Consider the following 26,704-nt stretch of genomic DNA (forward strand, 5'->3'; position numbering starts at 1 on the left):
AAACAGCTTTGATGTCATTCCTGCGTAGGTAGCGGAATCTAAAAATGTTTAATAGTTTTTTAAACCCCCTACTTTCGCAGGGGTTGTAAGTTGTCATTCCTAGCCGCAGCGGGAATCTAGATACCTGCTTTCGCATGACACAAAGTTTGTATCACCTAATTCAATAGGTTTCACTATAGTAAGAGTAGGATGATAAGTATGGAACAGGTCTATTTAATAACCTTTGGGATAGTAACTGTACGAGTATGCCACAAAGTATATATCCCCTTAGCTATATTCTCACTAGCAGAATAATACTTAGCTCGCATATTATTAGGTATATTAGGTAAATGAAGATGCATATTCTCATCAATAATTGACACTCTTCCTTCATTAAACTCGTTTTTTATATGTCTTTTATGGGTTTCGTTCATTGTGGAGTTATAATACACCGTAACAGTTTTAGCAGGTAACATATCTACGGTTTCCGAGACCATAGAAGTAGACTCACCTGGTACTATAATCAGACTATGCTTGTTATATAAAACGGCTCCAAGAATAGCCTTATACATACTTGGTTGTCCTTTCTTAAAGTCAAATAATTTAAAGGGTACTCGATTTTCTTGTAAAACCCTTTGGAAACTTGATGTCACCATGTCCATTATACTATCTTTTTCATGTACACTAAGCTCTTTATTGTTTTGGCAATCATATTTTCCTGTACGCGGTCCATTGGATACTAATACGAAATAATTATTTTTTAATGCAAGATTACTAACATATTCGGCTAACTTCTCGGCTTCTTTATTTGTGTAGCAATGATATGTACCATTTTCCGGTACATCCCCTGCTAAAATCACTGCTAAATATTTATCAAAGGAAGAGAACATTGATTTAAATGCACCATATTCTGATTCAATATCAGAGACCTGCATATTATGAGCTACCCCATTAGTAGTAAGTAGTATAGTGTTCACGCCAGTAAGCTTAACATTATGCTTATCTAATGCATGGTTAGGCAATACTATTATGTCTGCACCAAAAAAATTATCACGTTTTTCTTGGACAAGTTGCTTGTGTGATAAAGTGCCATTATCTAATAGTTGGTGAGAAAGATGTACTGCGATAATCTTTTTTGCCAGTTCAGGATCTGACTTTAATTTAGTTATTGATTCTATGCCGTAATAACCAACTGAAACTATAATGGCAAGATTTTTGTTACTGCTAATTTGATCCTTAACGGTTTCTAATTGAGATTTATCGTATTCCTCAACATTCAGCTTAACAGACTTGCTTTTAAAGTACTTCTCGCTTTCTCTTGCTACTCCTAGCAATTGACTACGATCCCCAACAAAAGCTTTATCGCTTATAATATATAAATTAGCACTCTTTGTTTCAGCTGCGTGAGTATGCATCATAAAAGATGATATTATTAAAACTATAAAAAAAATATAGCAAAAATATGTTCTAATAATCATAATATCTCAAATATTAACATTGGACTTGCTTGCAGGAAAGAAACGATGTCACCACGGCAACACGATGTCATTACCACGTAAATTACTAGTACACCCCCTGCGCGTAAACAGGGGGTAAAAAATAAGAACCATCAGCCTTCCATCAGTTGTTTACGAGCAACTTTTCTTTTCCTTCTTTCTGTTTCTTGATCCTTACGGACACGTTTTACTGAAGGAGGTTCATAGAAACGCGACATTTTCATTGAACGAAAAACAAGCTCTCTTTGCATTTTTCTTTTCAAATTTTTAATTGCTTGTTCACCATTCCCAGCATGAACATTTACTAGTATCACTTTTAATTACCCCCTTTTAGCACAAATTAGACTATTGAATGATAGTAACATTATCTATATACTAAGCTTATATGTCAAGATTAAAAGATGCATTTAATGACTACTTACGAAAAATATTATAGTTTGAAAGTACAATTTGTACAAGTTCTAGCAAAACTGCTAATCTTTGATAAGTGGAATAATAAATTATTGGCAGATACCGAGGAAGAATGTGGGTTTGTTAAAGGCTATTATCATATAATCTTTCCGGGCGGCATAAGGGAAATAGTTGATTTCTTTGAAAATTGGCAAGACCAGAACATGCTTGATTTACTATCTCAACAAGAAACCCCGATTAAAATAAGGGATAAAATTGATTTAGCTTTAAGAATTAGAATAAAAGATTGTACACCTAAACTTATACATTTGAAGAATCGCAGTTATTTTACCACACCATCAAACAGCATATTCGCAACAAAAATAGCTTTTCGTACATGTGACTTAATTTGGCGTTATGCAGGTGATAAGTCTATAGATTATAATTATTATACTAAGAGAGGTCTGTTGCTCAGTGTTTATATAACTTCAATACTTTATTATATTCAAGATGAGTCGGAAAATAATGTAGATACTGATCAATATATCACTAAATCCTTATCCAATATTATAACTATGACCTCTAAATGTAAGAATATGTTAAAGTTACCAAACCCTGTCGATATACCAATTATTCGACTATTTTCATAATAATCAATATTACAAACATGACTAAAAAATACTACCCTGATATTCAATCTAATGTTGATTTTCCAACAGTGGAAAAAAAGATTCTAGCTTATTGGCAGAAGCACAATATTTTCCAAAAAACTATAGATGCTAGAGCATCATTAGAAAGTAGACCTACTTCGAAACTCGCTTGTGCTGAGGGATTTGAAGGAGACGCGGAACGCAGAACCGCAGCGTACTCTAATGTACGTGAGGATTCGAGTACCGCATCGACATACAAATCACCAGCAGAAGTAGAGTTTCGAAAGAGGTCTAATGGGCAAAATAATGAATTCATCTTTTATGATGGCCCACCCTTTGCTAATGGATTACCACATTATGGACATTTGCTAACTGGCTTTATCAAAGATGTGTATGCACGTTATCAAACCAGTAAAGGCAAAAGAGTTGAGCGACGCTTTGGTTGGGATTGTCATGGACTACCTGCCGAGATGCAAGCAGAGAAGGAGCTGGGTATTTCTGGTAGAACTGCCATCATCAATTTTGGTATTGATAAATTTAACGAGCATTGTAGATCATCGGTCATGAAATATGCTGATCAGTGGCAGGAATATGTCAATAGGCAAGCAAGATGGGTAGATTTCAATAATTCCTATAAAACCATGGATAAAGCCTTTATGGAATCTGTTTTGTGGGCTTTTAAAGAGTTATACAAAAAAGGACTTCTCTATGAATCGATGAGGGTAATGCCTTATTCTTGGGCATGTGAGACACCTTTATCTAATTTTGAGACTAGGCTAGATAATTCATATAGAGAAAGAACTGATAAGGCGGTTACGGTAAGTTTTGTACTTAATGAGAAATTGCCAAGTTCTGTACCCTATAATGAGTACAGAATGCTGGCATGGACTACGACTCCATGGACTTTGCCGGCTAATTTAGCATTAGCCATTGGAGAAAATATTGAATATGCTTTAGTGCCAAATGGTCAGGTTTGTTATATTTTGGCTAAATTTGCTTTGGAAAAATATTCCAAAGAATTAGGGCTTAGTGCTGACACAAATTATGATATAATTGAAGGTAAGTGCCTATTAAACCTGAATCTTACTTACCGACCATTATTCGATTATTTTTCCAACCATCTTGGTAGCTTCAAAGTTCTTTCCGGAGATTTTGTAGTTGAAGGAGACGGCACCGGTATCGTCCATATGGCTCCCGGCTTTGGTGAAGAGGATCAGATTCTTTGTCAATCTCAAGGAATAGAACTCGTTTGTCCTGTAGATAATGCTGGAAAATACACCAAAGAAATTTATGATTTTGTTGGTTTACAAGTATTTGATGCTAATGATCAAATTATTATTAAGCTAAAAAATCAGGGTAATTGGCTTAAAACCGAGCAATATATTCATAATTATCCGCATTGTTGGCGTACTGATACCCCTCTTATATACAAAGCAGTTCCTTCTTGGTATGTAAAAGTTAGCGAATTTAAAGACAGAATGGTTGAATTAAACCAACAAATTAACTGGATACCCTTGCATATCAGGGATAATCTATTTGGCAAATGGTTAGAAAATGCTAGAGATTGGTCAATTAGTCGCAATAGATTTTGGGGGACGCCTCTACCAGTGTGGAAGTCGGATGATCCGATTTATCCAAGAATTGATGTATATGGGTCAATAGAGGAGCTAGAGAAAGATTTTGGAGTGACAATCGTTGATTTACATAGACCTTTTATTGATCAGCTAACTAGAAAAAATCCAGACGATCCAACCGGTAAATCAATGATGGTTAGAGTAGAAGATGTTTTTGATTGTTGGTTTGAAAGCGGCTCTATGCCTTATGGACAAGCACATTACCCATTTGAAAATAAAGAGTGGTTTGAGGGACATTTTCCTGCTGACTTTATAGTGGAATATTCAGCACAAACACGTGGTTGGTTCTATACTTTAATGGTACTGTCAACAGCCCTTTTTGACCAACCACCTTTTTTAAATTGTATTTGCCATGGAGTTATATTAGATAGCACCGGACAAAAATTATCAAAGCGTCTTAATAATTATGCTGATCCACTAGAATTATTTGATAAATATGGTTCTGACGCTCTAAGAGTCACCATGCTCTCTACCAATATAGTTAAAGGTCAGGAATTATTGATCGATAAAGATGGAAAAATGGTTTATGAGAGCCTACGTTTATTTATCAAACCCATTTGGAATGCCTACCACTTCTTTACTTTGTATGCTAATAGCGATCAGATCAAAGCTGAGCTAGACTTTAATTCTCAAAATGTGCTAGATCGTTATATTTTATCAAAACTAAAAATATCAGTACAAAAAATTCAGCATGGGTTAGATAATTTTGACAGTCAAATAGCTTATAGTAGCATTGCCGATTTTTTTGAAGTATTAAACAATTGGTATATTAGAAGAAGTAGGAATCGTTTCTGGAAAAGTGAAAAAGATCAAGATAAGAAAAACGCTTATAATACCTTGTATAGTTGTCTTGAAATAATGTCTATTGCTCAATCCAGTTTATTGCCATTAATTTCTGAGGAAATTTATTTGGGACTCACAGGGCTAGAAAAGCAAGGAGGCAGTGTTCATTTAGCAGATTTTCCTAAACTTGATACGATAGAAATCGATTATGATTTGGTCAGCACTATGGATCAAATATTAGATATTTGTAGTAATGCTTTATTCATTAGAAGTAGTGAAAATATTCGGACTCGACAACCACTGAGTAGTTTAACAATCATTAGCAACAATAATGAATTATTAATAAAATTTGAAGAATTGATTAAAGATGAGATCAATGTTAAAAAAGTAATTTATAGAGATGATGTAGAAAATTATGCCGATCATAAATTATCGATTAACTTTCCTAATTTAGGCAAGCGTCTACCTCATAAAGTCAAAGATATCATAATAGCTTCTAAAAATCATCAATGGCAGCTTACCTCTGAGCATCTAATAATAGCAGGAGAGCAACTGAATAAAGACGAGTTCTCTCTAGTTTTACAACCTAAAAATGTTAAAGGTACAAAATCTTTAGCCAATAATCATGGACTAATATTGCTAGATTTAGACATAACAAAAGAATTATACGAAGAAGGTATAGCAAGAGATTTGGTACGCTTTATTCAACAAGCAAGAAAAGATGCCAATTTTGCTATAAGTGACAGAATCTTTCTAGAAATTATTGGTGAACCAGATTTTATGCTAATAGTCCAGCAGCACAGTCAATTTATTCTCGAACAAACCTTAAGTGAATTTGCTAGCAATTTTACGCCAGAATATATGACTAATATTGAATTAAATTCAGACATAATAAATATAAGGGTAGCAAGAGTTTCTAAGTAACCTCAAATATAGTCAATTCAGGAGAATTGGATAGCAAGAACGATGGAGCGAAGCCTATAGATAATAGGCGAGTGATCGAAGACGACGTCACTAAATTCTCATCAATGAACTATATAGAACTTGTAAAATTTGTTAAAATAGGTAAGGAAAATGGCTGGACGCTTAAAGCATGATCAAATCTTTCGTAAAGCTATGGAAAATCCACTAGTAGCACATGAATTTTTTGATGCCCATTTACCTAAACATATTAAGGATTTAGTAGATTTCACTAGCCTAGAAATGGACAATACAACTTTTGTTGAACCAAATTTAAGAGATACTATCTCAGACGTGTTGTTTTATACTAAATTTGGTAAGCAAGATGGTTATCTGTACCTGCTCGTCGAGCATCAAAGCAGCCCTGATCATTTCATGGCTTTCCGTCTCTTCAAATATATGATGAATATTTGTGACAGATATTTAACTGAGAATCCTAAAACCAAAACTTTACCGTTAGTCTATCCGTTAATATTTTTTAACGGCACAAGAAAATATAATGTGTCTCGTAATTTGTGGAGTTTATTTGACAATAGTAAATTAATTAGGGATATTTGGGCAAATGATTATCAACTAGTAAATGTGCATGATATTGCTGATGAGGAACTGAAAAAAAGAGTGTGGTCAGGCATTCTCGAATTTTTTATGAAACATATAAAAAAACGTAATCTATTAAAGAAATGGCAGGAAATAGCCAATATTTTACCTGAATTTACCAAAGTGACTATAGGTTATAACTATATTGAAATGATTCTTTCTTACACTTTGACAAAAATAGATCAATCGGATAAAATAGAGTTGGAGAAATTATTAACCAGTAAGTTAAATCAACAAACAGGTACAAAACTTATGGGTAGTTTAGCACAACATTGGGAACAAATAGGTGAAGCTAGAGGTGAAGCTAGAGGCGAAGCTAGAGGTGAAGCTAGATTAGTAAAAACGATGATAAAAAGTGGTAGTTCTATTGAAGAAATCTCTAGAATGACCAAATTATCTATTACCAAAATTAGAGAGCTATTAAAAATAAATACTTAAAGCAGCTTCCTTAATTGTGACGACCTGATTTTGAAATGACACTGGCTTGCTTTCATCGGCAACAAGCGGCTTAAATTAACTGACTTTAAAAATACAGTCTAGCTTGATTTAATTGACTCTCAAAATTTCTTGGCTCACATTAATTGATTCTATATTTTCATCGGCTCACTTTATTTAGCTCTATCAAGTTGAGATTAGGTAAAAAAGTTAGAGGTTATATTCTTTTATGAGCATATTTGCCGGGGGCAAGTTCGATGGATTTTAACCTATCATAATCTATCGATTTTATTAACTCACCACTATTATCTTCTAACCAAGTAAGCCAGTAAGACCACCATGATCCTTGATGCTCGTCAGCATTAATAAACCATGATTCACTAGTCAAGGTTAAGTCTTTATTAGTTTTATAATTATATTTAGACATTGCAGGAGGATTAACCACCCCTGCAACATGTCCAGAACTTGTAAGACAAAAGGTTTTGTTACCTTTTAATAGTTTTAATCCTTCATACACCGATCGCCACGGAGCTATATGATCGTCATTTGCAGCAAGGAAAAAAGAATTACAGTCAATCTTGCTCAAATCAATTGGCGTACCAAATAATGATAAGTTACTCGGTTCTTTTAATAAATTATTTAGATACATATTACGTAAGTAGTAGCTATACATATTAGTTGGTAAATTCGTTGGATCAGCATTCCAATATAATAAGTCAAATGGCATTGGAGTTTGACCAAGCAGATAGTTATTAACAAAAAACGACCATACTAAATCATTAGCTCTTAGCAAACTAAAGCTATTCGACAAATAACGACCATCAAAATATCCTTTAGAATTCATTTCTTGTTCGATCATGGCAATCGATGACTCATTGACAAAAATACTTACTTCCCCAGGATTTTTAAAGTCTAAAAGGGTAGTAATAAAGCTGACACTATTAATATAATTTAAATTATTTGCCTTCAGATAAGCAACAGCAGTTGCAAGAAAAGTTCCACCAATACAATAACCAATAGCATTAATATGGTTATATCCAAACCGCATTATATATTCACAAGCTTCTAAAACTCCTTCTTTTACATAGTCCTCAAAACTTTTATCAGCTAGAGTTTCATCGGGATTAACCCAAGAGACCATATATACTTGAAAATTATGTTCGACAAGAAATGCTACCATTGAATTATGTTCAGATAGATCAAGTATATAGTATTTATTAATACAGGGTGGAATTATAAGTAATGGTATCGCCCGTGTTTTTTGCTTAGGTTCATAACATATTAACTGTATTAATTGATTCTGAAAAACAATTTTTCCTTTAGTAGTAGCTATATTTTTGCCAAGTAAAAAAGCATTATTATCGGTAGTTTTTATATTTAATATATCACTAGAATTTCTTATATCTGCAAGAAAGTTTTCTAAGCCTTGAACAAGATTCTGACCACCTGTTTCCAAAATTTTACTAAGAACTATCGGGTTACCAAAAGCAAAATTTGACGGAGAGAAGGCATTAATAAATTGATGCGTCATAAATGCCAAATGTTGTTTAAGGTCAGGTGCTAGTTCATATTGTTCGATATTATCCTGTAACCATTCTGAAGACATTAAATAGAACTGCTTAACAAAATCAAAATACGCATTATCCTGCCAAGCTAAATCCTTAAACCTTCTATCTTTACTATTTGGTGAAAAAAGAGGAGTGGTTGATTTCCCTACAAATTTCTCTACTGAATTTATGACAAGATTCTGAAATTTCTCAACATACTGAATATTTAGTTGCCAAAATTTTTCAGGATTTTTTACAAATTGTTCACTTAAGCTTGATAATATAACTCTATTTTTATCCATATCAATAAGAGATGCAGGGATCATGTTCCCCCTGCCCTGCATAAGACAAAGTATTATCTCTTGGTATTTATCACTAACTTTTTTTATATTTTTGATTATTTCATCACTAGAAATATTATCCACTATATCCAATTCCAATTCTTCAAGTCATTTGAGTATACTCAGGTAGAACTTCAAGAATTGGCGTTCCCGCGACCAAAGATCGAAACTGCCTAGTTACTCATGTACGCTACGCCGCTCAACTTTGCTACTGCCTAGCTCTTCTTGAAGTTATACTATCGTCTACCAACTCTTCATTTACAAGCAGTATATATAATATATACTATAAATTTCTAACACTAAGTGTTTTAAGAAAAAATTATTTCAAGTTTTTGCGGATATACCAAGCATATCCCAAATTTTGTCAATCTTTTCCACAACTTCACTAGTCATTTCTATTTTCTTACCCCAAATTCTATTAGTTTCTGGGACTATTTTATTAGTTGCATCTATTCCCATTTTACTACCAAGGCTAGACACAGGTGAGGCAAAATCAAGATAATCTATTGGTGAATTATCAATAAAAGTAGTATCCCTAGAAGGATCCACCCTAGTCGATATTGCCCAAACCACTTCTTTCCAGTCACGAATATCTATATCATCATCTACCACAATAATAAATTTTGTATACATGAATTGTCTTAAAAATGACCAAATCCCCATCATTATTCTTTTTGCATGACCTGCATAAGCTTTACGAATAGATACCACAGCAACTCTGTAAGAACAACCCTCAGGTGGCAACCAAAAATCAACGATCTCTGGAAATTGCTGTTGAATTATCGGAATAAACATTGCATTTAATGCTTCACCAAGTATAGATGGCTCATCTGGGGGTTTACCAGTATAAGTACTTAAATATATAGGTTGTCTTTTCATGGTAATAGTCTTAACATTAAATACTGGAAAATATTCAACGTCATTATAGTAACCTGTATGATCACCAAATGGTCCTTCTGGTAGATATTCATCAAAACTTACATGCCCTTCAATAACAATTTCACTATGAGCTGGCACTTTCATATCTATACTGACGCAATTTACCAGTTCAATTGACTTACCTCTTAATAATCCAGCAAAATTATACTCGGACATATTATCGGGTAGCGGCATAACAGCAGCCATAGTCACGGCAGGACTTGCCCCAATAACCACTGCAGCAGGGAAAGGATCAATCTTTGCTGATTGCCAACGCTTATGTTGCTGAGCTCCACCTCGCATTTTAAGCCAGCGCATAATAAGTTTGTTACGCTCTACTACTTGCATTCGGTATATACCAAGGTTAAAATTATCTATTTTTTCTAAGCTAGGTCCTTTTGTAACAACTATTGACCAAGTAAGTAGTGGTGAAATATCAAGAGGCCAGCAGGTTTGTATCGGCAATATATTAACATCAGGATCATTAATTATCACTTCTTGACAAGGAGCTTTTGACAAAATCTTGGGTGACATAGCCAATATTCTTTTGGCGAGTGGCCACATAGCAAAGGTTTCTTTAAAGGAAGAAGGTAGTTCTGGTGCTTTAAGAAAAGCTAGCAATTCACCAAATTTCCTCAACTCTTCTGTATTTTTTAAACCAAGTCCTAAGGCAATCCGCTGCGTGCTGGCATATAAATTAGTTAAAACTGGCATATCAGACTTAGTCCCATCATCTCTAATAACATTTTCAAACAAAAGAGCAGGACCATCTTTTATTAAAACTCTTCTACTGATTTCTGTTATTTCAAGGTTAGATGATACAGGATAAGATATACGATTTAGGAGACCATTTTGCTCTAAAATTTTTAGGAATTGTGGTAAATCTTGAAAACTCATATAATTTTACGAAAATATAAATACAGGCTTAAAATAATAGCGATAATAATGTTAGCATAACAAGCAAAGATAAAATTTGAATCTTTAGAAGCAAGATTTTGTAATACAAAGTGTAAATATGTGATAATTATTGCAGAAAGTGCTGTAATTAGAATCTGCCTCAGACTAGATTTTTTATTATAAGGCTGTCTTAAAAAAACCGACAATGTTAGAAAAACAAGTACAAAATTATACATTGGCCAAATCAATCTTTGGTGTCCCTCAGCAACTAATTTAATCTGTCTCTGCTTTGATAGATTATTGTTGGGTTTTAATAATTCATGAATATAATATTCATTGATTTCTCGACTATACTCTTCCTTTACCAATCTTTTAGCATCATTACTGACTAATTCTACTGTTAGAACATCAAATGATAAATTAGTTAAATTACCATTATAATCATATACCTGCCTAACTCCATCTTTTAGTTGAAAAAACGAAGAGTTATTATATATTTTAAATATCCCCGATCTAGAAAATAAAATTGCATGATTATCATGTTTACGATTATCAAAAAGGATTAAATCTTTCATAGTACCATCAGCCAATTTTTTATCAAAATAAACTGTGATATCTTTAGAAATTGTATTAAATGTCTTCTCATCTAGTAGAGTGGATGCATAATTATTTTTCATGAAATTAAGATCTGATTTAAGCTTTGCATAAGATAATGGCAATAAACTAATCGAAATATAATAAGCAAATAACGTAACTGTCAAAGCTACAATCAATGCTGGACTAGCTAGTTGTATATTACTTAATCCCAAATTTTGCAGAATAATTATCTGACGCCTCTCACTTAAAGCATTATAAGTATAAATAATAGTGATAATAGTTGCAAAAGGTAGCAAAATAAATAGCAAAGATGGAATAACTAAAATAATTAAATTTAAGAAATCCTGAGCTTTTATTCCTTTATCAATTAAGTACAAAAACTTTAATATCTGAGTAATCCATACAAGGCTAGTGATCGAGAAAATAATTATCACCAAGGATGGTACAATATTTCTTATTATATAACGTTTATATATTAACATTCTGTAATCATTTATAGTCTTTCAAATATGTATACTCAAATGAGTTATCACAGTACTATTATCTACCAAATCCATGTAGTATACTATAAAATTTCTATCCACTAAGTTAAAAAATACAATTATACCTTCTGCTTTAAAAAATTATTGTTTTATAACCCATTAAGGTTCTATATAACTCATTCGTTGCCACCTAAAATGCCTCCTCGCTAATAGCGGAGTAATGCTAGTCAGGGTAACTATAAAATATCACTATGTTATTTTTTATCAGCTAGCCAGGGTAGCTTTGAAACTAAACCTTGACTCCTATATAAAAAAAGCTATTTTATCAATTTAAATAGTTTATATTAACTATCTTGTTAAACTGAATATTATTAAATAGGAAACAATTTTTTATGTCAAAAAATCATAGACATTCTAAACAAAAAAATTTACAGACAAATCCTTATCGTGACAACAACGGTGACCTTACCCCAAAGTATTTTGATGATACGAAAAATTTTGACCAATTAAATGATACAAATAAAAAGTTTCATCTGAGAGGAACTATAAAGAAATACGGTGAAGACTTACTATCAGAAAACATGAAAGACGCAGCTATAAAGCTTGGAGTCATCACTGCTCCTTCCCCTTCTTCTAATACAGGTAGTTGGCTTACTACTGCTGCTGCTGATGTTCTTGCAACTATCCCCAAAGCGGTTGTCTTAACACTAGCCGCTAGTGAAGTATTAAAGGCTGTTGGTGCACTCCCTACTGGATATAACCATAACCACCCATCTGCAGAACCTACAGATAACTCCGATGCAGTTCATCATAGAGGTAAACGTGGTGTGGGGGATATATCAGAAGTACAATCCATTACTTTGTCAAATCAGAACTGTTTGGCAGTTGGAGTGAAAAGACATCCCGCTAACGGGCATATAGAGTGGGGCGAGTTATTTAAAAAGTGTTATAATGAACCTTGCCACAAAGGTCAATCATTTGTTTCAAGCGATGAAGGAGAAAGCTTTAATTGGGGGTATTTATTAAAAGATCTACAGGTAAGAAGTCTTAATAACGGACAAATGGCAGAGATAGACTTCTTATATAAAAGTTCTGTTTGGGTGGGCGGCTACCACTGGAGTTATCCAGTGCGTCACACATGTGATTTGCCACTTTCACCACGTTATCAACATTTAAATGAGTGCAATGGATTGAGTTCTGCTGGTAAATATCAAGAAGCTCTAACAGAATGCAACAAGGCTCTTGAGGTAGATCCAAATTTTACACAAGCCCTTGAACAGAAAGCTGCTCTAGAAGAATTACTAGCAGCACGTACTACCATTGAGCCATCTCCCCTAGCTCTGCAGAAAATTCCACTCCTACAGCGAACTCTACCACTATAATGGAAGAAAATACACCTACCACTATAACGGAAGAAAACACACCCAACCTAGAACCTCATAATGCTCCATTTAATAGGGGTTCTGTTCCTACAGCAGCACCACACAAACAAACTACTGAAGGTCAAGGATGGTCGCTGAAAGATATATTGACAGCTGCAGGTTCAGCTGCGATTGTAGTAATTACGGTAGGTGGTATTGCTACTTATATTTACAAAAAAGGTACTGCTATTTGCCAGGAGTATTGTAGTAAAACAGAAGAACCATACCCTACATTTGTTTTTTCAGTAACTAATGTAGAAGGCACCGATTTAATGGGTAATGGGTCAGGAGATGCAGATTTATCAGAAGCGCCACTATAAGTTGTAAAAAGAACAGTAGAAATATTGTTAAAAAAGCAAAGCACCAATACTATAGCTAACCCGTTAAGGTTCTAGATAGCTACTCGCTAATAGACATTTAGAAGCTTATAACAATATACTCGATGAAAATCAACAATTGCGTTGTCGTTGTCCAAGACCTGCGGTACTCACGTACTAATGTACACTGTGCTCCTCGGCTTGGACACTTCTAGCACTTGTTGATTTTGATCTTCGTCTACCAACTCTTCATTTACGAGCAGTATATCAAGAACTTATCCGGGTTAGCTATACCGTTTTAACAAAATTATCCCTCTGAACTAATTGATAAAATCAAAGTCTTTCCCTTGTTGAATATATTGTCTTATTCTTGACATTAATTCTTGGAAATACACCAAATTATGCCACGTCATAAGTACCGCCCCTAGAATCTCTTTTACCTTTACCAAATGATGTAAGTAAGCTTTATTATAATTTTTACATGCTGGGCATGGACAATCATATTCTAGAGGTTCATGATCGCTACTATATTTACTATTGCGAATATTTACTATACCATATTTGGTAAAAGCTTGACCATTCCGACCCGAGCGGGTTGGAATAACGCAATCAAACATATCTACTCCCCTTGCAACCGCACCAATAATATCATCTGGTTTACCAACCCCCATAAGATATCTTGGCTTATATTTAGGTAACAAATCCGGAGCATAGTCTAACACATTGAACATTAGTTCTTGCCCCTCACCTACTGCTAGACCTCCGATAGCATACCCTTCAAAATCTAATTCTACCAAATTCTGTGCTGACTGAACACGTAACTCCTGATATATACTCCCCTGTACAATACCAAATTGACCATAACCTTCTCTTTGAACAAAGGCTTTTCTTGACCTCTCTCCCCATCTAGATGTCAACTCCATAGATGATTTTGCTTGCTCAAATGTTGCAGGATATGGGGTACATTCATCAAACGCCATAGTAATAGTGCTATCAAGAAGATATTGTATCTCAGTTGCACGTTCGGGAGTTAACATATGCTTACTACCATCAATATGAGAGTTAAAAATTACACCTTCTTCGGTAATTTTACGTAATTTCGATAGGGACATGACCTGAAAACCACCTGAGTCAGTAAGTACAGGCTTTGACCAGTTCATAAATTTACGCAAGCCCCCAAGCTTAGCAATTCTTTCAGCAGTTGGCTGCAACATTAAGTGATAAGTATTACCAAGTACTATATCAGCTCCGGTAGACTCCACTGCTTCGGGCAACATGGCTTTTACCGTACCTTTCGTACCGACTGGCATAAAAGCTGGGGTACGTATCTGACCGTGCCTAGTAGTAATAACACCAGTTCTTGCTTTTTTATGTTGAAACTTTAAGTCAAATGAAAATTTTTGCATTATTAATTTACCTTTTCAATACACATAGCTATCCCCATCCCTCCACCTATACAAAGTGTTGCTAGCCCTTTTTTCGCGTTAATTTTTTGCATTTGATGAATTAATGTTACCAAGATTCTTGCCCCACTTGCTCCTATTGGATGACCAAGAGCAATAGCCCCTCCGTTCATATTGACTTTATTAATATCCCAATTCATCTGTTGATTTACATAAATAGCTTGAGCGGCAAAAGCTTCATTAGCTTCTATTATGTCCAAATCTTCTACTTTCCAACCAGCTTTGTCCAAAGCCTTCTTCGATGCTGGTACTGGACCTGTTCCCATAATATTTGGTTCTACCCCTACTTCAGCATATGATACAATTCTAACAAGAGGTTTTAGATTATATCTCTTTAATGCTTCTTCAGATACTACCATTAAACAAGCTGCTCCATCATTAATAGAAGAAGCATTACCAGCTGTTACAGTACCTTCTTTGTCAAAAGCTGGACGTAGTTTAGCTAGAACTTCTAATTTAATATCAGCTCTAATTCCCTCATCTTGATCAAATATTAATGTAGCTTTTTGCATCTTAACTTCTACTGGTAAGATCTCGTCTTTAAAACGACCTTCTGCTTGTGCTTCACGTGCTTTTTGGTGTGATTTTAGTGCAAACTCATCTTGCATTTCTCTAGTAATATTAAATCTTTTAGATATATTTTCGGCGGTAATTCCCATTAAATTATTAGAAAATACATCGGTCAAACCGTCATACTGCATCAAATCTACCATTTGTGTGCTACCTAACTTATGACCAGCACGAATATACGCTCCATGTAAACCCAAAGACATATTCTCTTGCCCACCAGCTATCACAATCTCATTATCACCTGCAATAATACTACTTGCTGCTAAACATACCGTTTTTAACCCAGATCCACATACTTTATTAACTGTGAAGCCTGTAACTTCTTTAGGTAATCCAGCTTGGATTAGAGCTTGCCTAGCAGGATTTTGTCCTACGCCACCAGTGATTACCTGTCCCATTATTACTTCATTAATAATAGCTGGATCTAGTTTACTATCTTTTAAAATTGATTCTATAATGATAGCTGCAAGTTTAGTTGCTGGAATTGATCCTAAGCTTCCTAGCAGAGATCCTACTGCTGTTCTTTTTGCATGAGTTATATAAACTGCCTTTTTACTCATCGAGTATACTCCTTAAATAAGATATCTAAATTGTTATTAATCAAATAGCTAATATGACCACTTGGTACTTCGAAGATCATAGATTCTCTAAATAATTTGTGTAAGGATAACATAGATGATTTTGGTACTATTTTGTCATTACTTGCAATTATTTGATATACTGGTTTATTTATTAATGTCGGATCAATGGTGATATTGTTGACTTTCCATTGAAGTTTTGCAAGCATATTATTGCCTACTACATCATCCATAATTTGTATATATGTATTTCTAGACAAAGCAGTTCCAGACATCAACCAATTTTCTACTCTAAAAGATAAATCTCTTATTTTTGGTACAGTTATGGTAAAAAATTTATCAAGTTTTGTACTGAAATAATTTGGCATTAATAGGAAAAAAAGAATCTGAATATGTAGTTTAGGGATCATTGGCAAATTTCGTACATAATAATCTAGACCAAGATATTGGTATATATTCCTTGCTGTAGCAAAATGGGAGAAATCCCAAGGAGTTGAAAGTAATGTTAATGTTCTTATCATGTTTGGTATTATTATAGTGGCTGCCATTCCTATAATACCACCGATACAGTGTCCCACTAAGTCTATTTGATACTTTTTTTGTCTTAAATTGCTAATAATTTCAACTACCCTCTTTACGTAGTCTTCTAACAAATAATCAGCTTCATCAACTTCAAACCAATCAACTAGAAACACCTCACCACAATGTCTTAAGTTATCAACAAAGCTTTTTGATTTAGCTAAGAAGAGAATTTCCGGGGAGTTAAAGATCGAAGGAATAACTAAGAATATTCTTTTTTTACTAATAATGCAATCTTGCGATGCCAGTGTTTTATAATATAAAATTTGATAATATTTTGTTTTAGTTATTTTTTTACCCAAGGAACAATACTTATTACCCAATAAATATTTGGATGAATAATCATTATATTGATCAAAATATTCTTGATATTTATTATTATATATCAAATCTTATGCCAGCAATCACATTATGAGTTCTGTAAGAATTTTTAGTCATTTCAGCAGTGCTATATTTCTTTTCAGTATCATTATATTTATATTGCTTAGATGGTACTTTTCCATAATCTCTCCAACTATATACAACATCAAAATTTACATGATCAAGCACATTGATAGACGTCCCAATAGTCAACTGATAGGCAAAATTATTAGCCTTCTTAGAAGACACAGAAACTGCTACCATTGGGTTTGTGACTGTATCGCTGTGTTTCACAGTAGCTGTTATTGTTTCTTTTATTTGAGCCATTCCAACACCTGCTCCTATAAAGAACTTGGCAATACCTACACCATACAAATCAATATAACTATTAAGTAACAATGACTCTACTTTGGCTTTATGTGCTACTTCTGCACGTGTGTGAGATATTTTCGGTAGTGTCTTATTGTCATTCCTAACAATATTTAGAATATTCTTATCAATCTTACTGCTTTCCAATTTTGGAACAAAATCGAGTGTTAAATCTACTCTAACATTATTCATTACATAATAGCCTACACCAAAACCAGAAATAGCCTTAATTGGATAGTGCTTCTTTCGTATATTAGAGTTAGCCTCACTTCCTTCACTTAATATTGTTGCACCAACTTCTGCTTTTACATAAAATTGATTTTCATCTGCTATTGATATGGTAGAAGTCAAAATAACAGAAGTTGCAACAGCGATTAATAACAATAGTTTTCTCATATACTCTCGTTAGATTTTCTATATAGACATAAAGAGTTATAGCATCTCCTATCTTGCTATACAAGCTAAATTAAAATATCTTGACATAGGGAGGCTAATAATATATAAGTTCCTAACTTTCTTTGGTTTTCATAATAGCCTTAAGCCATTATAGAGAAACTCTTGAACATAGTCCTCAAGTTTTTTTTTTGTCTTAGGGAATCCTTATTATGACTAGTATACAGTCAAACTTATTTAAAAGCAAATTCAGAACTATATTTTGGCCTATCCATAATCATGAGCTTGGAAAATTCATACCTATGTGCGGCCTGATGTTCTGTGTCCTATTCAATCAAAACATATTAAGAATTTTAAAAGATAGTATTTTAATTTCAGAGATTAGTGCTGAAGTAGTAAGTTTTACTAAAGTTTATTGTGTAACACCTGCAGCAGCTTTATTCGTTATAATCTATGCTAAGATGCTTAATCATTTTAGTTTTGAAAAGATTTTTTGCTATTTAATCACTTTTTTTGTTGGATTCTTCATTCTTTTTGCTTTCATTATTTATCCAAATGTCGATATTTTCCATATTAGTCCAAATTCACTAGAACAAATTATGGGAACTTATCCTCATCTTAAATGGTATATAGCTTTAATTGGTAATTGGAGTTATATGGTTTTCTATACATTATCTGAACTTTGGCCAAATATCTTTTATGTTTTACTTTTTTGGCAGTTTGCTAATGAACTTACTACAACAGAAGAAGCAAAAAGGTTTTACACGCTTTTTTCATTATTTGGCAATTCTTCTTTAATATTTGTAGGCTTTTTGATGATGAACTTATCATCTGAGAACAGTATTGCTAAATATTTTTTAACCGTATCGGACAACAAAACTACACTTATAAAAATATCAACAAGTCTCGTGGTAGTTTCTGCTGTTATATCATGTTTACTTGTAAAATTTATTACCAAAAATGTTTTTACAAATCCAACATTTTATGCAAATGCTAAAAGTGGTAGATCTACTAAAGAAGGCATGGGTTTAATTGAAAGTTTTAAATATATAACAAGATCAAAATATTTATGGTTAATGCTAATTTGCTCTGCTGCCTTTGGTTTATCAATGAATTTGGTAGAAGCAGTATGGAAAGCAAAAATTAAGGAATTATACCCCACTGTTAATAGTTATGCAGAATTCAATAGTCTTTACATTCTTTGGACTGGAGTTGCTATTATGGTAATGACTATAATAGGCAATAATATAATGCGTAGCCATGGCTGGTTTGTTGCTGCAGTAATTCCGCCAATTGTCATGATGATTACTGGTATATTGTTTTTTATCTTAATCGTATTTGACCACCAAGTATTATCGATATTTGATAGTAGCATTCTCATGACACCCTTAGCTCTTGCGGTGTCAATTGGTGCTTTACAAAACATTCTAGTGAAAGGTAGTAAATATTCAATTTGGGATACCTCAAGAGAAATGTTATATATTCCTCTTGACCAAGAGCTAAAGACAAAAGGTAAGGCAGCTGTAGACGTCATTAGCTCGAAGGTTGGTAAATCTTCGAGCGGGTTAATACAGTCAATTATTTTCACATTAATACCAACAGCTACTTTTAGCTCTATATCACCATTTTTAATGGTGGTATTTACCATTGTTTGTATTGTATGGATTCACTCGGTAAGAAAAATATACTTTGAGTATAAAAAAATTGCCTAGCCTACTTCACTATGCATACTTAGGTAGGACTTCAAGAATTGGCGTTCCCGCGACCAAAGACCGAAACTGCCTAGTTACTCATGTACGCTACGCCGCTCGACTTTGCTACTGCCTAGCTCTTCTTGAAGTTATACTATCGTCTACCAACTCTTCATTTATGAGCAGTACACTATTGTTCGCTTATCGAATTCGCGTATAATGTATTGACATAGTATGTACTATTTATTATTATATTAAATAAAATATATCAAACTATGAGCTACAAATTAGATAAATATGAGCAGGATATAGAGATTAATTTTGAAGAACAACCTAGTATTAAAAATCAAAATGATATTAAACTATTTCAAAATGCAGCTAAAACACACCTAAAGAGAAAGCATCCTATTACTATAAGAGTAGCTGAGCAGGATATTGAAGCTATAAAAATTAAGGCTTCAAAACTTGGGTTAGCATATCAAACATATATTAATATGTTAATTCATAAAGAAGCCACAAAATTGTAGTTGTTAGGTAGTTTAAGTTGATTAAATTTAGATATAATTATGAAAAGAATTCAAAATTATTGCTTGAAAGAGGAATAGGTTTTGAAGAAATAATTCAATCTATAGCAGATGGGAATCTATTAGATATAACTAAACATCATAATCAAGAACAATATCCTGATCAGCAAATTCTATATGTAAGGATACTAACTGAAATATATGCTGTATACTCGGTGAACTTCAAGAATTGGCGTTGTCGTGTCTAAAGGTCTCCGCTGCTCACGTACTAATGTACGCTCCGCTGCTCGACTTTGACACTCCTAGCTCTTCTTGAAGTTGACCTTCGTCTACCAACTCTTCATTTACGAGCAGTATACCTTATATAAAAGAAGATGATAACACTATTTTCCTGAAAACACTATTTCCAAGTAGAAAAGCAAGAAAGAAATTTTTAGGTTAAGGTTTATAGGTAAAATTATATTCAGACAAAATTAAATCTAATTTAAAAGAAACTAATTAACCTCAAGTATCGATGTAATAAATTGATAATAAGCCCAGTACCATCACCCTTAAAACATCGAGGACTATTACACCTACTTAAACGCACACTTGGCAATATTTATTTTTATATACTCTACCACAAAAAAATAATTGAAATTAATCACTTTTCTACTTAGTGGAAGATAATTTTAGAATATAATATTTAAAGACTTAAAGAATTACTTTATTAATTAGTGGGTTTTTTATATACTTCCATTATTCAGATTATTACGCTTACAAAAAGAATATATAAAATTAGCCTCTCAAAAATAGGAATTTATGCTCAATAACATTAACTTTATAAGTAAAGAATTATCAAATAATCAAGCAACTGTAGTTTTTATTAACGAACAACTAAAATTAGACAATGAGTTATTGCTACTTGACCAACAACATCATGGTTTAATTTCTAAAACTATTCAGAATAAATTAGTATTTGCTGGGAAATTTGGACAAATTAAAATTGTTAACTCTGTTGCTAAGGATGGGGAAATAAAATATTTAATCATAGTTGGCATTGGTGATGAAACAAAACTAAAGACCTCTTGTATTGAAGAGATCGGGGGAAGAATTTTATCCAGTAGTACTTGCTGTAAAATTAGAACTATTGGTATAAAAATCTCTCATAATATTGGACAATATGAGCCAGCTGTTGTAGCGATGCTTATAGCTAGCGGCTGTTTGCTTGCTTCATATAGATTTGATAAATACAGAACTACCCAAAGTGAAGGAGAAAAATTTGTTGTAGATTCTCTGGAGATTTCTATAGATGACAAGTCTAAAGCAGAAGAATTATTTAATGATAAAAAATCATTGGCTGAGGCAGTATTCTTTGCTAGAGATATAATTAATGAACCAGCCAATATCAAAACTCCTTCATCTTACTCGGAAAAGATATTAGAGAATCTTGAACCATTAGGAGTTGAAATTACCGTTATCGGTGAAAGAGAAATGAAAAATCTTGGCATGGGGGCTTTACTTGGTGTTGGACAAGGTTCGCAAAATGAATCTAAACTTGTAGTAATGCAATATAATGGTTTGGATGATGATACCCCGCCTGTAGCTTTCGTTGGGAAAGGAGTTACTTTTGATAGTGGCGGGATTTCTCTTAAACCAGCAGCCAATATGGGAGATATGAAATATGATATGGCTGGCTCAGCCGCAGTAGTTGGAGCTATCATGGCTTTGGCTAGTCGTAACGCCCAAGTTAACGTGGTTGGGGTAGTTGGTCTTGTGGAAAATATGCCATCAGGTAACGCTCAACGACCGGGAGATGTGGTAACCACTATGTCTAAAAAAACAGTGGTGGTGGATAACACTGATGCAGAAGGTAGGTTAGTCCTGGCTGATGCAATTTGGTATACTCAAGAAAAATTTAAACCTCAATGTGTCATCGATCTTGCTACCCTTACTGGAGCTATCGTTGTTGCTCTTGGCAAAACTTATGCTGGATGCTTCACTAATAATGATGAATTAGCTAATAAGCTAATAGAGGTTGGTAATAAAGTTAATGAAAAATTATGGCGTATGCCTCTGCATAAAGATTTTGATGAAATGATTAAATCTGACATTGCTGATCTTGCCAATATTGGTAATGTCCCTGGAGCGGCTGGTAGTTGTACGGCAGCTCAATTTATAGGAAATTTTATTAAGGAAGGTATGGTTTGGGCTCATCTTGATATTGCTGGTGTTGCCTATAATAAAACAGGTAATCCTCTTGGTCCCAAAGGAGCAGTAGGTTATGGTGTAAGGCTTCTTAACCAATTTATCCAAGATCACTATGAAAAATAATCAAACAAATCGTATTTTTGTAGTTGGTAATGAAAAAGGTGGAGCGGGTAAAACTACCTGCTCCATGCATCTAATTACTGGCTTATTGTATAATGGTCATACGGTAGCTAGTATTGATACTGATTCACGTCAGGGTTCTTTAACAAATTATTTAAAGAATAGGGATGACTATAATCTAAAGAATCCGGACAAAACGGTTGCCGTTCCTCAGCATGTTCATTTAACTGAAAGCCAAGAACAAGTCATTAACCTTAAAGAAGAGGACGAAAAAACTAGGTTTGAACAAATAATTGAACAGACAAAAAAAGCAGATTATGTAGTAATCGATACACCAGGAAGCTACTCCTTTTTATCAAGACTAGCTCACTCTTATGCTGATACTATAATTACGCCAATTAATGACAGTTTCCTTGATTTTGATGTACTAGGTAAAGTTAATGCTAACAATTTGTCAATTATTACTCCGTCAATCTATAGCCAAATGGTTTGGGAACAAAAAATGCAGAAGGCTAACCGTAATGGCGAAACAATTAATTGGATTGTAATGCGTAATAGATTAAGCAACTTGGATGCAGTCAATAAAAGGAAGGTTGCTACTTCTCTTGAACAATTAGCAAAAAGAATTAGCTTTAAAATTGCCCCAGGCTTTAGTGAAAGAGTAATTTTTCGGGAATTATTTTTACAAGGATTAACATTACTCGACTTAACAACAGCTAATCATGGAAAAACACTTAGTATATCTCACGTAGCTGCTCGACAAGAATTACGAGATTTCTTAAACTTTCTTGAAATTATTTGAGTGTATAATCAATATAACCATTAGTTCGATATCGAACTGAAGCAAAAAAGTCCAAGAGGATAATATGACAACACCATTGATATCAAAATTTATCGGTTGGAATTATTTGGCAAAGAAATCACTTGGAGCTAATGATGGTGGAGAATTAGGAGGAATATACAAAAGTTCTGATGACCTTCTATCCATGATTAAAAGCGAAGGGGATTCTCGAAAAAATATATCAGAGTTTCTAGGCTCACAAATTTTTCAAGCAACAAACCCAAATCATGGAGCTAAAGTTTCTCTCACTGTACCTGATCATCTTACCGAAAAAGTACATCAGGAAGGAGGACTTCAAAGTGATGGCTCTGAGGTATATGTACGGTCTGAATTTTTTAAGAATTATAGTGGTGATATGTATGTAGATATGGATAAACACATGTCTACAAAAACTAAACCAAGTGGTTGGCTTCGAAAAGATGGGGGAAGACCGATTTTCATGGGAACAAGAGAATTATTATCTAATACTTTAAGCAAAGCTTTTGAAGAACTTCATTATAGTTCTTTTGATAAAATAGCTCCAACTAGCTTATTAATAGGTGACTTTGATATTCATACAGGTAACATAGGAGTTATAAGAGACCCCGAAGATTCTACCATTCTTCCCAAACTAGTTCGTATAGATTTTGCTGGAAGTCTTGACCAATTAGAGGATAACATCCATCCAAATTCTTGGTCTAGACATCTGCCCTTACTAGGTCCAACTAATCATTTTAGAGAATTCCCAAGTAGCCTAAAGTATAATGAGTTATTTGTAAAAGGTTTACTTGATACTGCCCAAGTTGATTTAAATGATACTATTGATAATAGCTTTGCTGAATTATCAAAATATTATAGTGATAAAGCACTAGCAAATTGGGCGAAAATGGCAATGCACCAGAAATTTAAGGACATAGCCCCAGAAAACATAAAGATTGCTGATGTTAAAGATGCTCTTAAAGAGACTATGCAAAAGAGACAACAATCATTAAAAGAATATGGGTTGCAAATTAAATTGGGTCTTTTAGTAACAAAAGGAAAAATTAACACACCAAAATTACGAGAATTAGTCCAAGAACATCCCGATTATTTTAACAATATAATCAACCAAACCAAAAAATTAAAATTAAGAAAAGAAAATAAAATAGAGTATATTTTAGACTATAAAGCTCGAGAAGTATTATTAATTAAAGAAATAGCAAAAATATTACAAGAAGAAAAACAGCTACTGACCAAAAAAACAAGCGATCTCGAACCATCTATGCAAATATCTAGAAAAGCACTAGACGTTATGCTGACTCACGAAACAACAACTACTAATGTTCAATCCTCAACCTCCAAAGTGGATTCTATAACATTAGCCTTTAGACAAGAAATTATTGCCAAACAACAAGCACTATTACAACACGTCCTTGCTGAAGCAAATATTAAGACGGATAAAGGAGTTGCAGTTGCAGGTCTTGCTACTAATTCTCAGGAGTTTAAAGAGTTTATAGAAAATAACAACGGATTAATACAAAAGGCTTGGGCTGCCCCCAGTGTAAAAGCAAATATAGCACAAGCCATGAATGATGAAGTACAAAGTTATGCTAAAGTCCTTCAGGCTAATCATTTTAAACCTTTAACTTGGAACGAACAAGAAACAGTAACAAACATAACCTCTACTAGGTCAAGGGTTATTAAAGTCAAAGATGAAGAATTATTTAAATTAATAGAAACTAATATAAAGACCTCTAAGAAAGTAATATTAGAAGATGGTGTAACAGAGAGAGAGATTAGTAATTATCGAAATATTAATCTACCATTAACAATCAAGCCCTCTAGTACAGCTGTCCATCTTTCATTCCCGGTACAAAACGAGAAAGGTGAAAATATTGCAAGCTCGAAAGCACTTTATTTTACTGTTCACTATAACAAGCAAGGAAAACTAGTGGAAATAACCAACCCATTATCACTAAAGTTTGCTTGGGATGATAAAGATGCTATAGGATATATACAAAGAGGAAATAATATCTACACTATCCCTGTAACAAAAGGTCAATATGAAGCAATGGTACAAGAAGTAGCAAAAAATAAAGAATGTAATATCAATATGTCACAAGCTATTATTCCCCTTGAGGCAAGCGACTCTATAGGTGAATTAACACAGATTCAGAGTAGCTTAAAACATCATGTGAACAACACTCCACCTGAAACAAACACAGTAGTATCAACAAAACAAAAGACATTATCCCGACACCAACAACGTAATAGAACTCATGGTTACATTTAATATTTCATTTTTGCTTTTAATAGTGAGCTGATTTTTAGTAGCAGAAGTAGAGAAGGAATTGTGATTATAATAATAAATGTAAAAAAGCTTTTCCATCCAAATTGTACGACAATATATCCTGAAAGAGCTGGAAAAATCGATCTTGAAAATCCCATCATAGAAGAAAAAAATGAATACTGAGTGGCACGAAATTTGCCTGTGCATATTGAAGCTATAAAAGCAATGTAAGCTGTCATAGCCATCCCGCAAGTTATACCTTCACAGACTGTGGTAATAAAGAATAATGGTAGATTTTTGCCATAAATCTCATGCACAATAAGTGAGGTATGTGCGATTGCATGAATTACGCCAAATATCAGCAAGCTATCTAAGATATTCTTTTTTTTCATCACTAAGCTGGCTATTAGTCCACCAATTATTGTAGATATTATGCCAAAGAATTTCCCTGCACTGGCTATTTCAAATTCGTTATAACCAAGATGTATTAAGAAGGGGTTCATCATCATAGTAATAAAATCATCTGGTAATCTATATAAAATAAGGAAAACTATTATTAAAAAGACTAAGGAAAAAGACCCTACAGGTCTTAAGATATTTTGTACAAAGTTTGAAATATTTATTTTATGATCTGGATAAGTTTTTGAGGCTAAGTCGTGTTCTAACCGCAAGATACTTGTAACCAAAATAGCAGAACAAACAAGTACAGAAATGGCAAAAATTTTATATATATTATTCCATCCTAAATAGCTTGACAGATAGATAGCTCCAGAACTTGAAATTAGCATACCAATGCGGTAGCCAAAAATATAAATTCCAGAAGCTGCTCCTTGAGATTCTTTTGCAATAATTTCGGTTCTGAAAGCCCCTAGGATACTATCTTTAGCTGAACTTAAAAATGATATTATCAAGCCTACTAGTGCAAACAATATTAGACTGTGGTGAGGATTCATGGTACTTAAAAGAAAAATAGTAAATGCCAACAAAATCTGGATTAGACAAATCCAAGATAATCTATGACCAAGCAGTTTTCTTAATTGACCTAAATATATAGTGTCAAAAATAGGAGCCCATAAAAAGTTAATAGAATAGGGCATTATGATAAAAGCAAACATACCAATAGATTGTAAGTCAATATTTTCCTTGGCCAACCAGTAGTTTAAAGTATTACCTGTAATCATTAAGGTAAACCCGCTAGTTAGTCCAAATAACCAAATAACGAATAATTTTAAAGGAGTTAACATAAAATTAATATTGGAAAAAAGTTAGAATACCGTAATAATTTTTTTATACAAGCTAGATTTCTCTACATCGCAGTACATCCCGACTTTTAA

Annotated in this window: 21 protein-coding genes and 1 pseudogene; 12 read left to right on the forward strand and 10 right to left on the reverse strand. The window is 33.5% G+C overall.

Annotation, left to right across the window (positions count from 1 at the left end):
• Positions 1–209 precede the first annotated feature (209 nt).
• Positions 210–1,397 carry a hypothetical protein gene (locus ACFEL2_RS06725; protein WP_375331850.1) on the reverse strand — a complete coding sequence of 396 codons (1,188 nt, stop codon included), beginning with the start codon at positions 1,395–1,397 and terminating at the stop codon, positions 210–212.
• A 191-nt stretch (positions 1,398–1,588) separates the two neighbouring features.
• On the reverse strand, positions 1,589–1,789 hold the full coding sequence (gene rpsU, locus ACFEL2_RS06730) for a 30S ribosomal protein S21 (RefSeq protein ID WP_341748434.1): 201 nt from the start codon (positions 1,787–1,789) through the stop codon (positions 1,589–1,591).
• A 96-nt stretch (positions 1,790–1,885) separates the two neighbouring features.
• Between rpsU and ACFEL2_RS06735 the strand changes: the two genes are divergently transcribed.
• The 4 genes from ACFEL2_RS06735 to ACFEL2_RS06750 are packed head-to-tail and all read left to right on the forward strand — an operon-like array spanning position 1,886 to position 6,927.
• The gene (locus ACFEL2_RS06735) at positions 1,886–2,515 is read left to right on the forward strand and encodes a COQ9 family protein (RefSeq protein WP_375331851.1); all 630 of its coding nucleotides are present in this window, start codon (positions 1,886–1,888) and stop codon (positions 2,513–2,515) included.
• A gap of 17 nt (positions 2,516–2,532) precedes the next feature.
• Positions 2,533–5,856 (forward strand): isoleucine--tRNA ligase, encoded by a 3,324-nt coding sequence (gene ileS, locus ACFEL2_RS06740; protein ID WP_375331852.1) that lies wholly within the window; start codon positions 2,533–2,535, stop codon positions 5,854–5,856.
• Positions 5,857–5,882: 26 nt separating this feature from the next.
• Positions 5,883–6,029, forward strand: a complete 147-nt coding sequence (locus tag ACFEL2_RS06745) for a hypothetical protein (RefSeq protein ID WP_341751767.1) — start codon at positions 5,883–5,885, stop codon at positions 6,027–6,029.
• Positions 6,007–6,927 (forward strand): Rpn family recombination-promoting nuclease/putative transposase, encoded by a 921-nt coding sequence (locus ACFEL2_RS06750; RefSeq protein ID WP_375331853.1) that lies wholly within the window; start codon positions 6,007–6,009, stop codon positions 6,925–6,927. Before ACFEL2_RS06745 ends, ACFEL2_RS06750 begins: the two co-directional genes overlap by 23 nt.
• A gap of 214 nt (positions 6,928–7,141) precedes the next feature.
• Here ACFEL2_RS06750 and ACFEL2_RS06755 read toward each other — a convergent pair whose 3' ends face one another.
• From ACFEL2_RS06755 to ACFEL2_RS06765, 3 genes are all read right to left on the reverse strand, one after another.
• A complete protein-coding gene (locus tag ACFEL2_RS06755) occupies positions 7,142–8,896 on the reverse strand; it encodes a PHA/PHB synthase family protein (protein WP_375331854.1) in 1,755 nt (584 codons plus the stop codon).
• Positions 8,897–9,136: 240 nt separating this feature from the next.
• On the reverse strand, positions 9,137–10,627 hold the full coding sequence (locus tag ACFEL2_RS06760; RefSeq protein WP_375331855.1) for a UbiD family decarboxylase: 1,491 nt from the start codon (positions 10,625–10,627) through the stop codon (positions 9,137–9,139).
• A complete protein-coding gene (locus tag ACFEL2_RS06765) occupies positions 10,624–11,706 on the reverse strand; it encodes an LptF/LptG family permease (protein WP_341751764.1) in 1,083 nt (360 codons plus the stop codon). The genes ACFEL2_RS06760 and ACFEL2_RS06765 overlap by 4 nt, the downstream gene beginning before the upstream one ends.
• Before the next feature lie 392 nt (positions 11,707–12,098).
• On the opposite strand from ACFEL2_RS06765, the gene ACFEL2_RS06770 reads away from it, so the two are divergent.
• Both ACFEL2_RS06770 and ACFEL2_RS06775 read left to right on the forward strand, forming a co-directional pair.
• Positions 12,099–13,088 (forward strand): hypothetical protein, encoded by a 990-nt coding sequence (locus ACFEL2_RS06770; RefSeq protein WP_375331856.1) that lies wholly within the window; start codon positions 12,099–12,101, stop codon positions 13,086–13,088.
• On the forward strand, positions 13,088–13,447 hold the full coding sequence (locus ACFEL2_RS06775) for a hypothetical protein (protein WP_375331857.1): 360 nt from the start codon (positions 13,088–13,090) through the stop codon (positions 13,445–13,447). Before ACFEL2_RS06770 ends, ACFEL2_RS06775 begins: the two co-directional genes overlap by 1 nt.
• 317 nt (positions 13,448–13,764) lie before the next feature.
• Here ACFEL2_RS06775 and tgt read toward each other — a convergent pair whose 3' ends face one another.
• Genes tgt through ACFEL2_RS06795 form a run of 4 tightly spaced genes read right to left on the reverse strand, consistent with a single transcriptional unit; the run spans position 13,765 to position 17,759 of the window.
• The gene (gene tgt, locus ACFEL2_RS06780; RefSeq protein WP_341751760.1) at positions 13,765–14,850 is read right to left on the reverse strand and encodes a tRNA guanosine(34) transglycosylase Tgt; all 1,086 of its coding nucleotides are present in this window, start codon (positions 14,848–14,850) and stop codon (positions 13,765–13,767) included.
• Positions 14,851–14,852: 2 nt separating this feature from the next.
• Positions 14,853–16,037, reverse strand: a complete 1,185-nt coding sequence (locus tag ACFEL2_RS06785; RefSeq protein ID WP_375331858.1) for an acetyl-CoA C-acetyltransferase — start codon at positions 16,035–16,037, stop codon at positions 14,853–14,855.
• Positions 16,034–17,023, reverse strand: coding sequence for an alpha/beta fold hydrolase (locus ACFEL2_RS06790; RefSeq protein WP_375331859.1), 990 nt, complete (start codon positions 17,021–17,023; stop codon positions 16,034–16,036). The genes ACFEL2_RS06785 and ACFEL2_RS06790 overlap by 4 nt, the downstream gene beginning before the upstream one ends.
• A complete protein-coding gene (locus ACFEL2_RS06795) occupies positions 17,013–17,759 on the reverse strand; it encodes an outer membrane protein (protein WP_341751757.1) in 747 nt (248 codons plus the stop codon). The genes ACFEL2_RS06790 and ACFEL2_RS06795 overlap by 11 nt, the downstream gene beginning before the upstream one ends.
• A gap of 209 nt (positions 17,760–17,968) precedes the next feature.
• Here ACFEL2_RS06795 and ACFEL2_RS06800 point away from each other — a divergent pair, with 209 nt between their 5' ends.
• From ACFEL2_RS06800 to ACFEL2_RS06825, 6 genes and pseudogenes are all read left to right on the forward strand, one after another.
• Complete coding sequence (locus tag ACFEL2_RS06800; protein WP_375331860.1) at positions 17,969–19,468, forward strand: Npt1/Npt2 family nucleotide transporter; 1,500 nt, start codon at positions 17,969–17,971, stop codon at positions 19,466–19,468.
• A gap of 254 nt (positions 19,469–19,722) precedes the next feature.
• Positions 19,723–19,974 (forward strand): CopG family antitoxin, encoded by a 252-nt coding sequence (locus ACFEL2_RS06805; protein WP_341751756.1) that lies wholly within the window; start codon positions 19,723–19,725, stop codon positions 19,972–19,974.
• A 17-nt stretch (positions 19,975–19,991) separates the two neighbouring features.
• Positions 19,992–20,180: pseudogene (locus tag ACFEL2_RS06810) on the forward strand (hypothetical protein); the annotation flags it as partial.
• Between the two features lie 592 nt (positions 20,181–20,772).
• The gene (locus tag ACFEL2_RS06815; protein ID WP_375331861.1) at positions 20,773–22,284 is read left to right on the forward strand and encodes a leucyl aminopeptidase; all 1,512 of its coding nucleotides are present in this window, start codon (positions 20,773–20,775) and stop codon (positions 22,282–22,284) included.
• On the forward strand, positions 22,274–23,083 hold the full coding sequence (locus ACFEL2_RS06820; protein ID WP_375331862.1) for a division plane positioning ATPase MipZ: 810 nt from the start codon (positions 22,274–22,276) through the stop codon (positions 23,081–23,083). Before ACFEL2_RS06815 ends, ACFEL2_RS06820 begins: the two co-directional genes overlap by 11 nt.
• A gap of 64 nt (positions 23,084–23,147) precedes the next feature.
• A complete protein-coding gene (locus tag ACFEL2_RS06825; RefSeq protein ID WP_375331863.1) occupies positions 23,148–25,373 on the forward strand; it encodes a Sca4 family protein in 2,226 nt (741 codons plus the stop codon).
• Here the strand turns inward: ACFEL2_RS06825 and ACFEL2_RS06830 are convergent.
• Positions 25,370–26,614, reverse strand: a complete 1,245-nt coding sequence (locus ACFEL2_RS06830) for an AmpG family muropeptide MFS transporter (RefSeq protein WP_341751751.1) — start codon at positions 26,612–26,614, stop codon at positions 25,370–25,372. The genes ACFEL2_RS06825 and ACFEL2_RS06830 overlap by 4 nt on opposite strands.
• Positions 26,615–26,704 lie beyond the last annotated feature (90 nt).

Source organism: Candidatus Tisiphia endosymbiont of Temnostethus pusillus (genome assembly GCF_964264675.1).
In the GTDB taxonomy this organism is placed as follows: Bacteria; Pseudomonadota; Alphaproteobacteria; order Rickettsiales; family Rickettsiaceae; genus Tisiphia.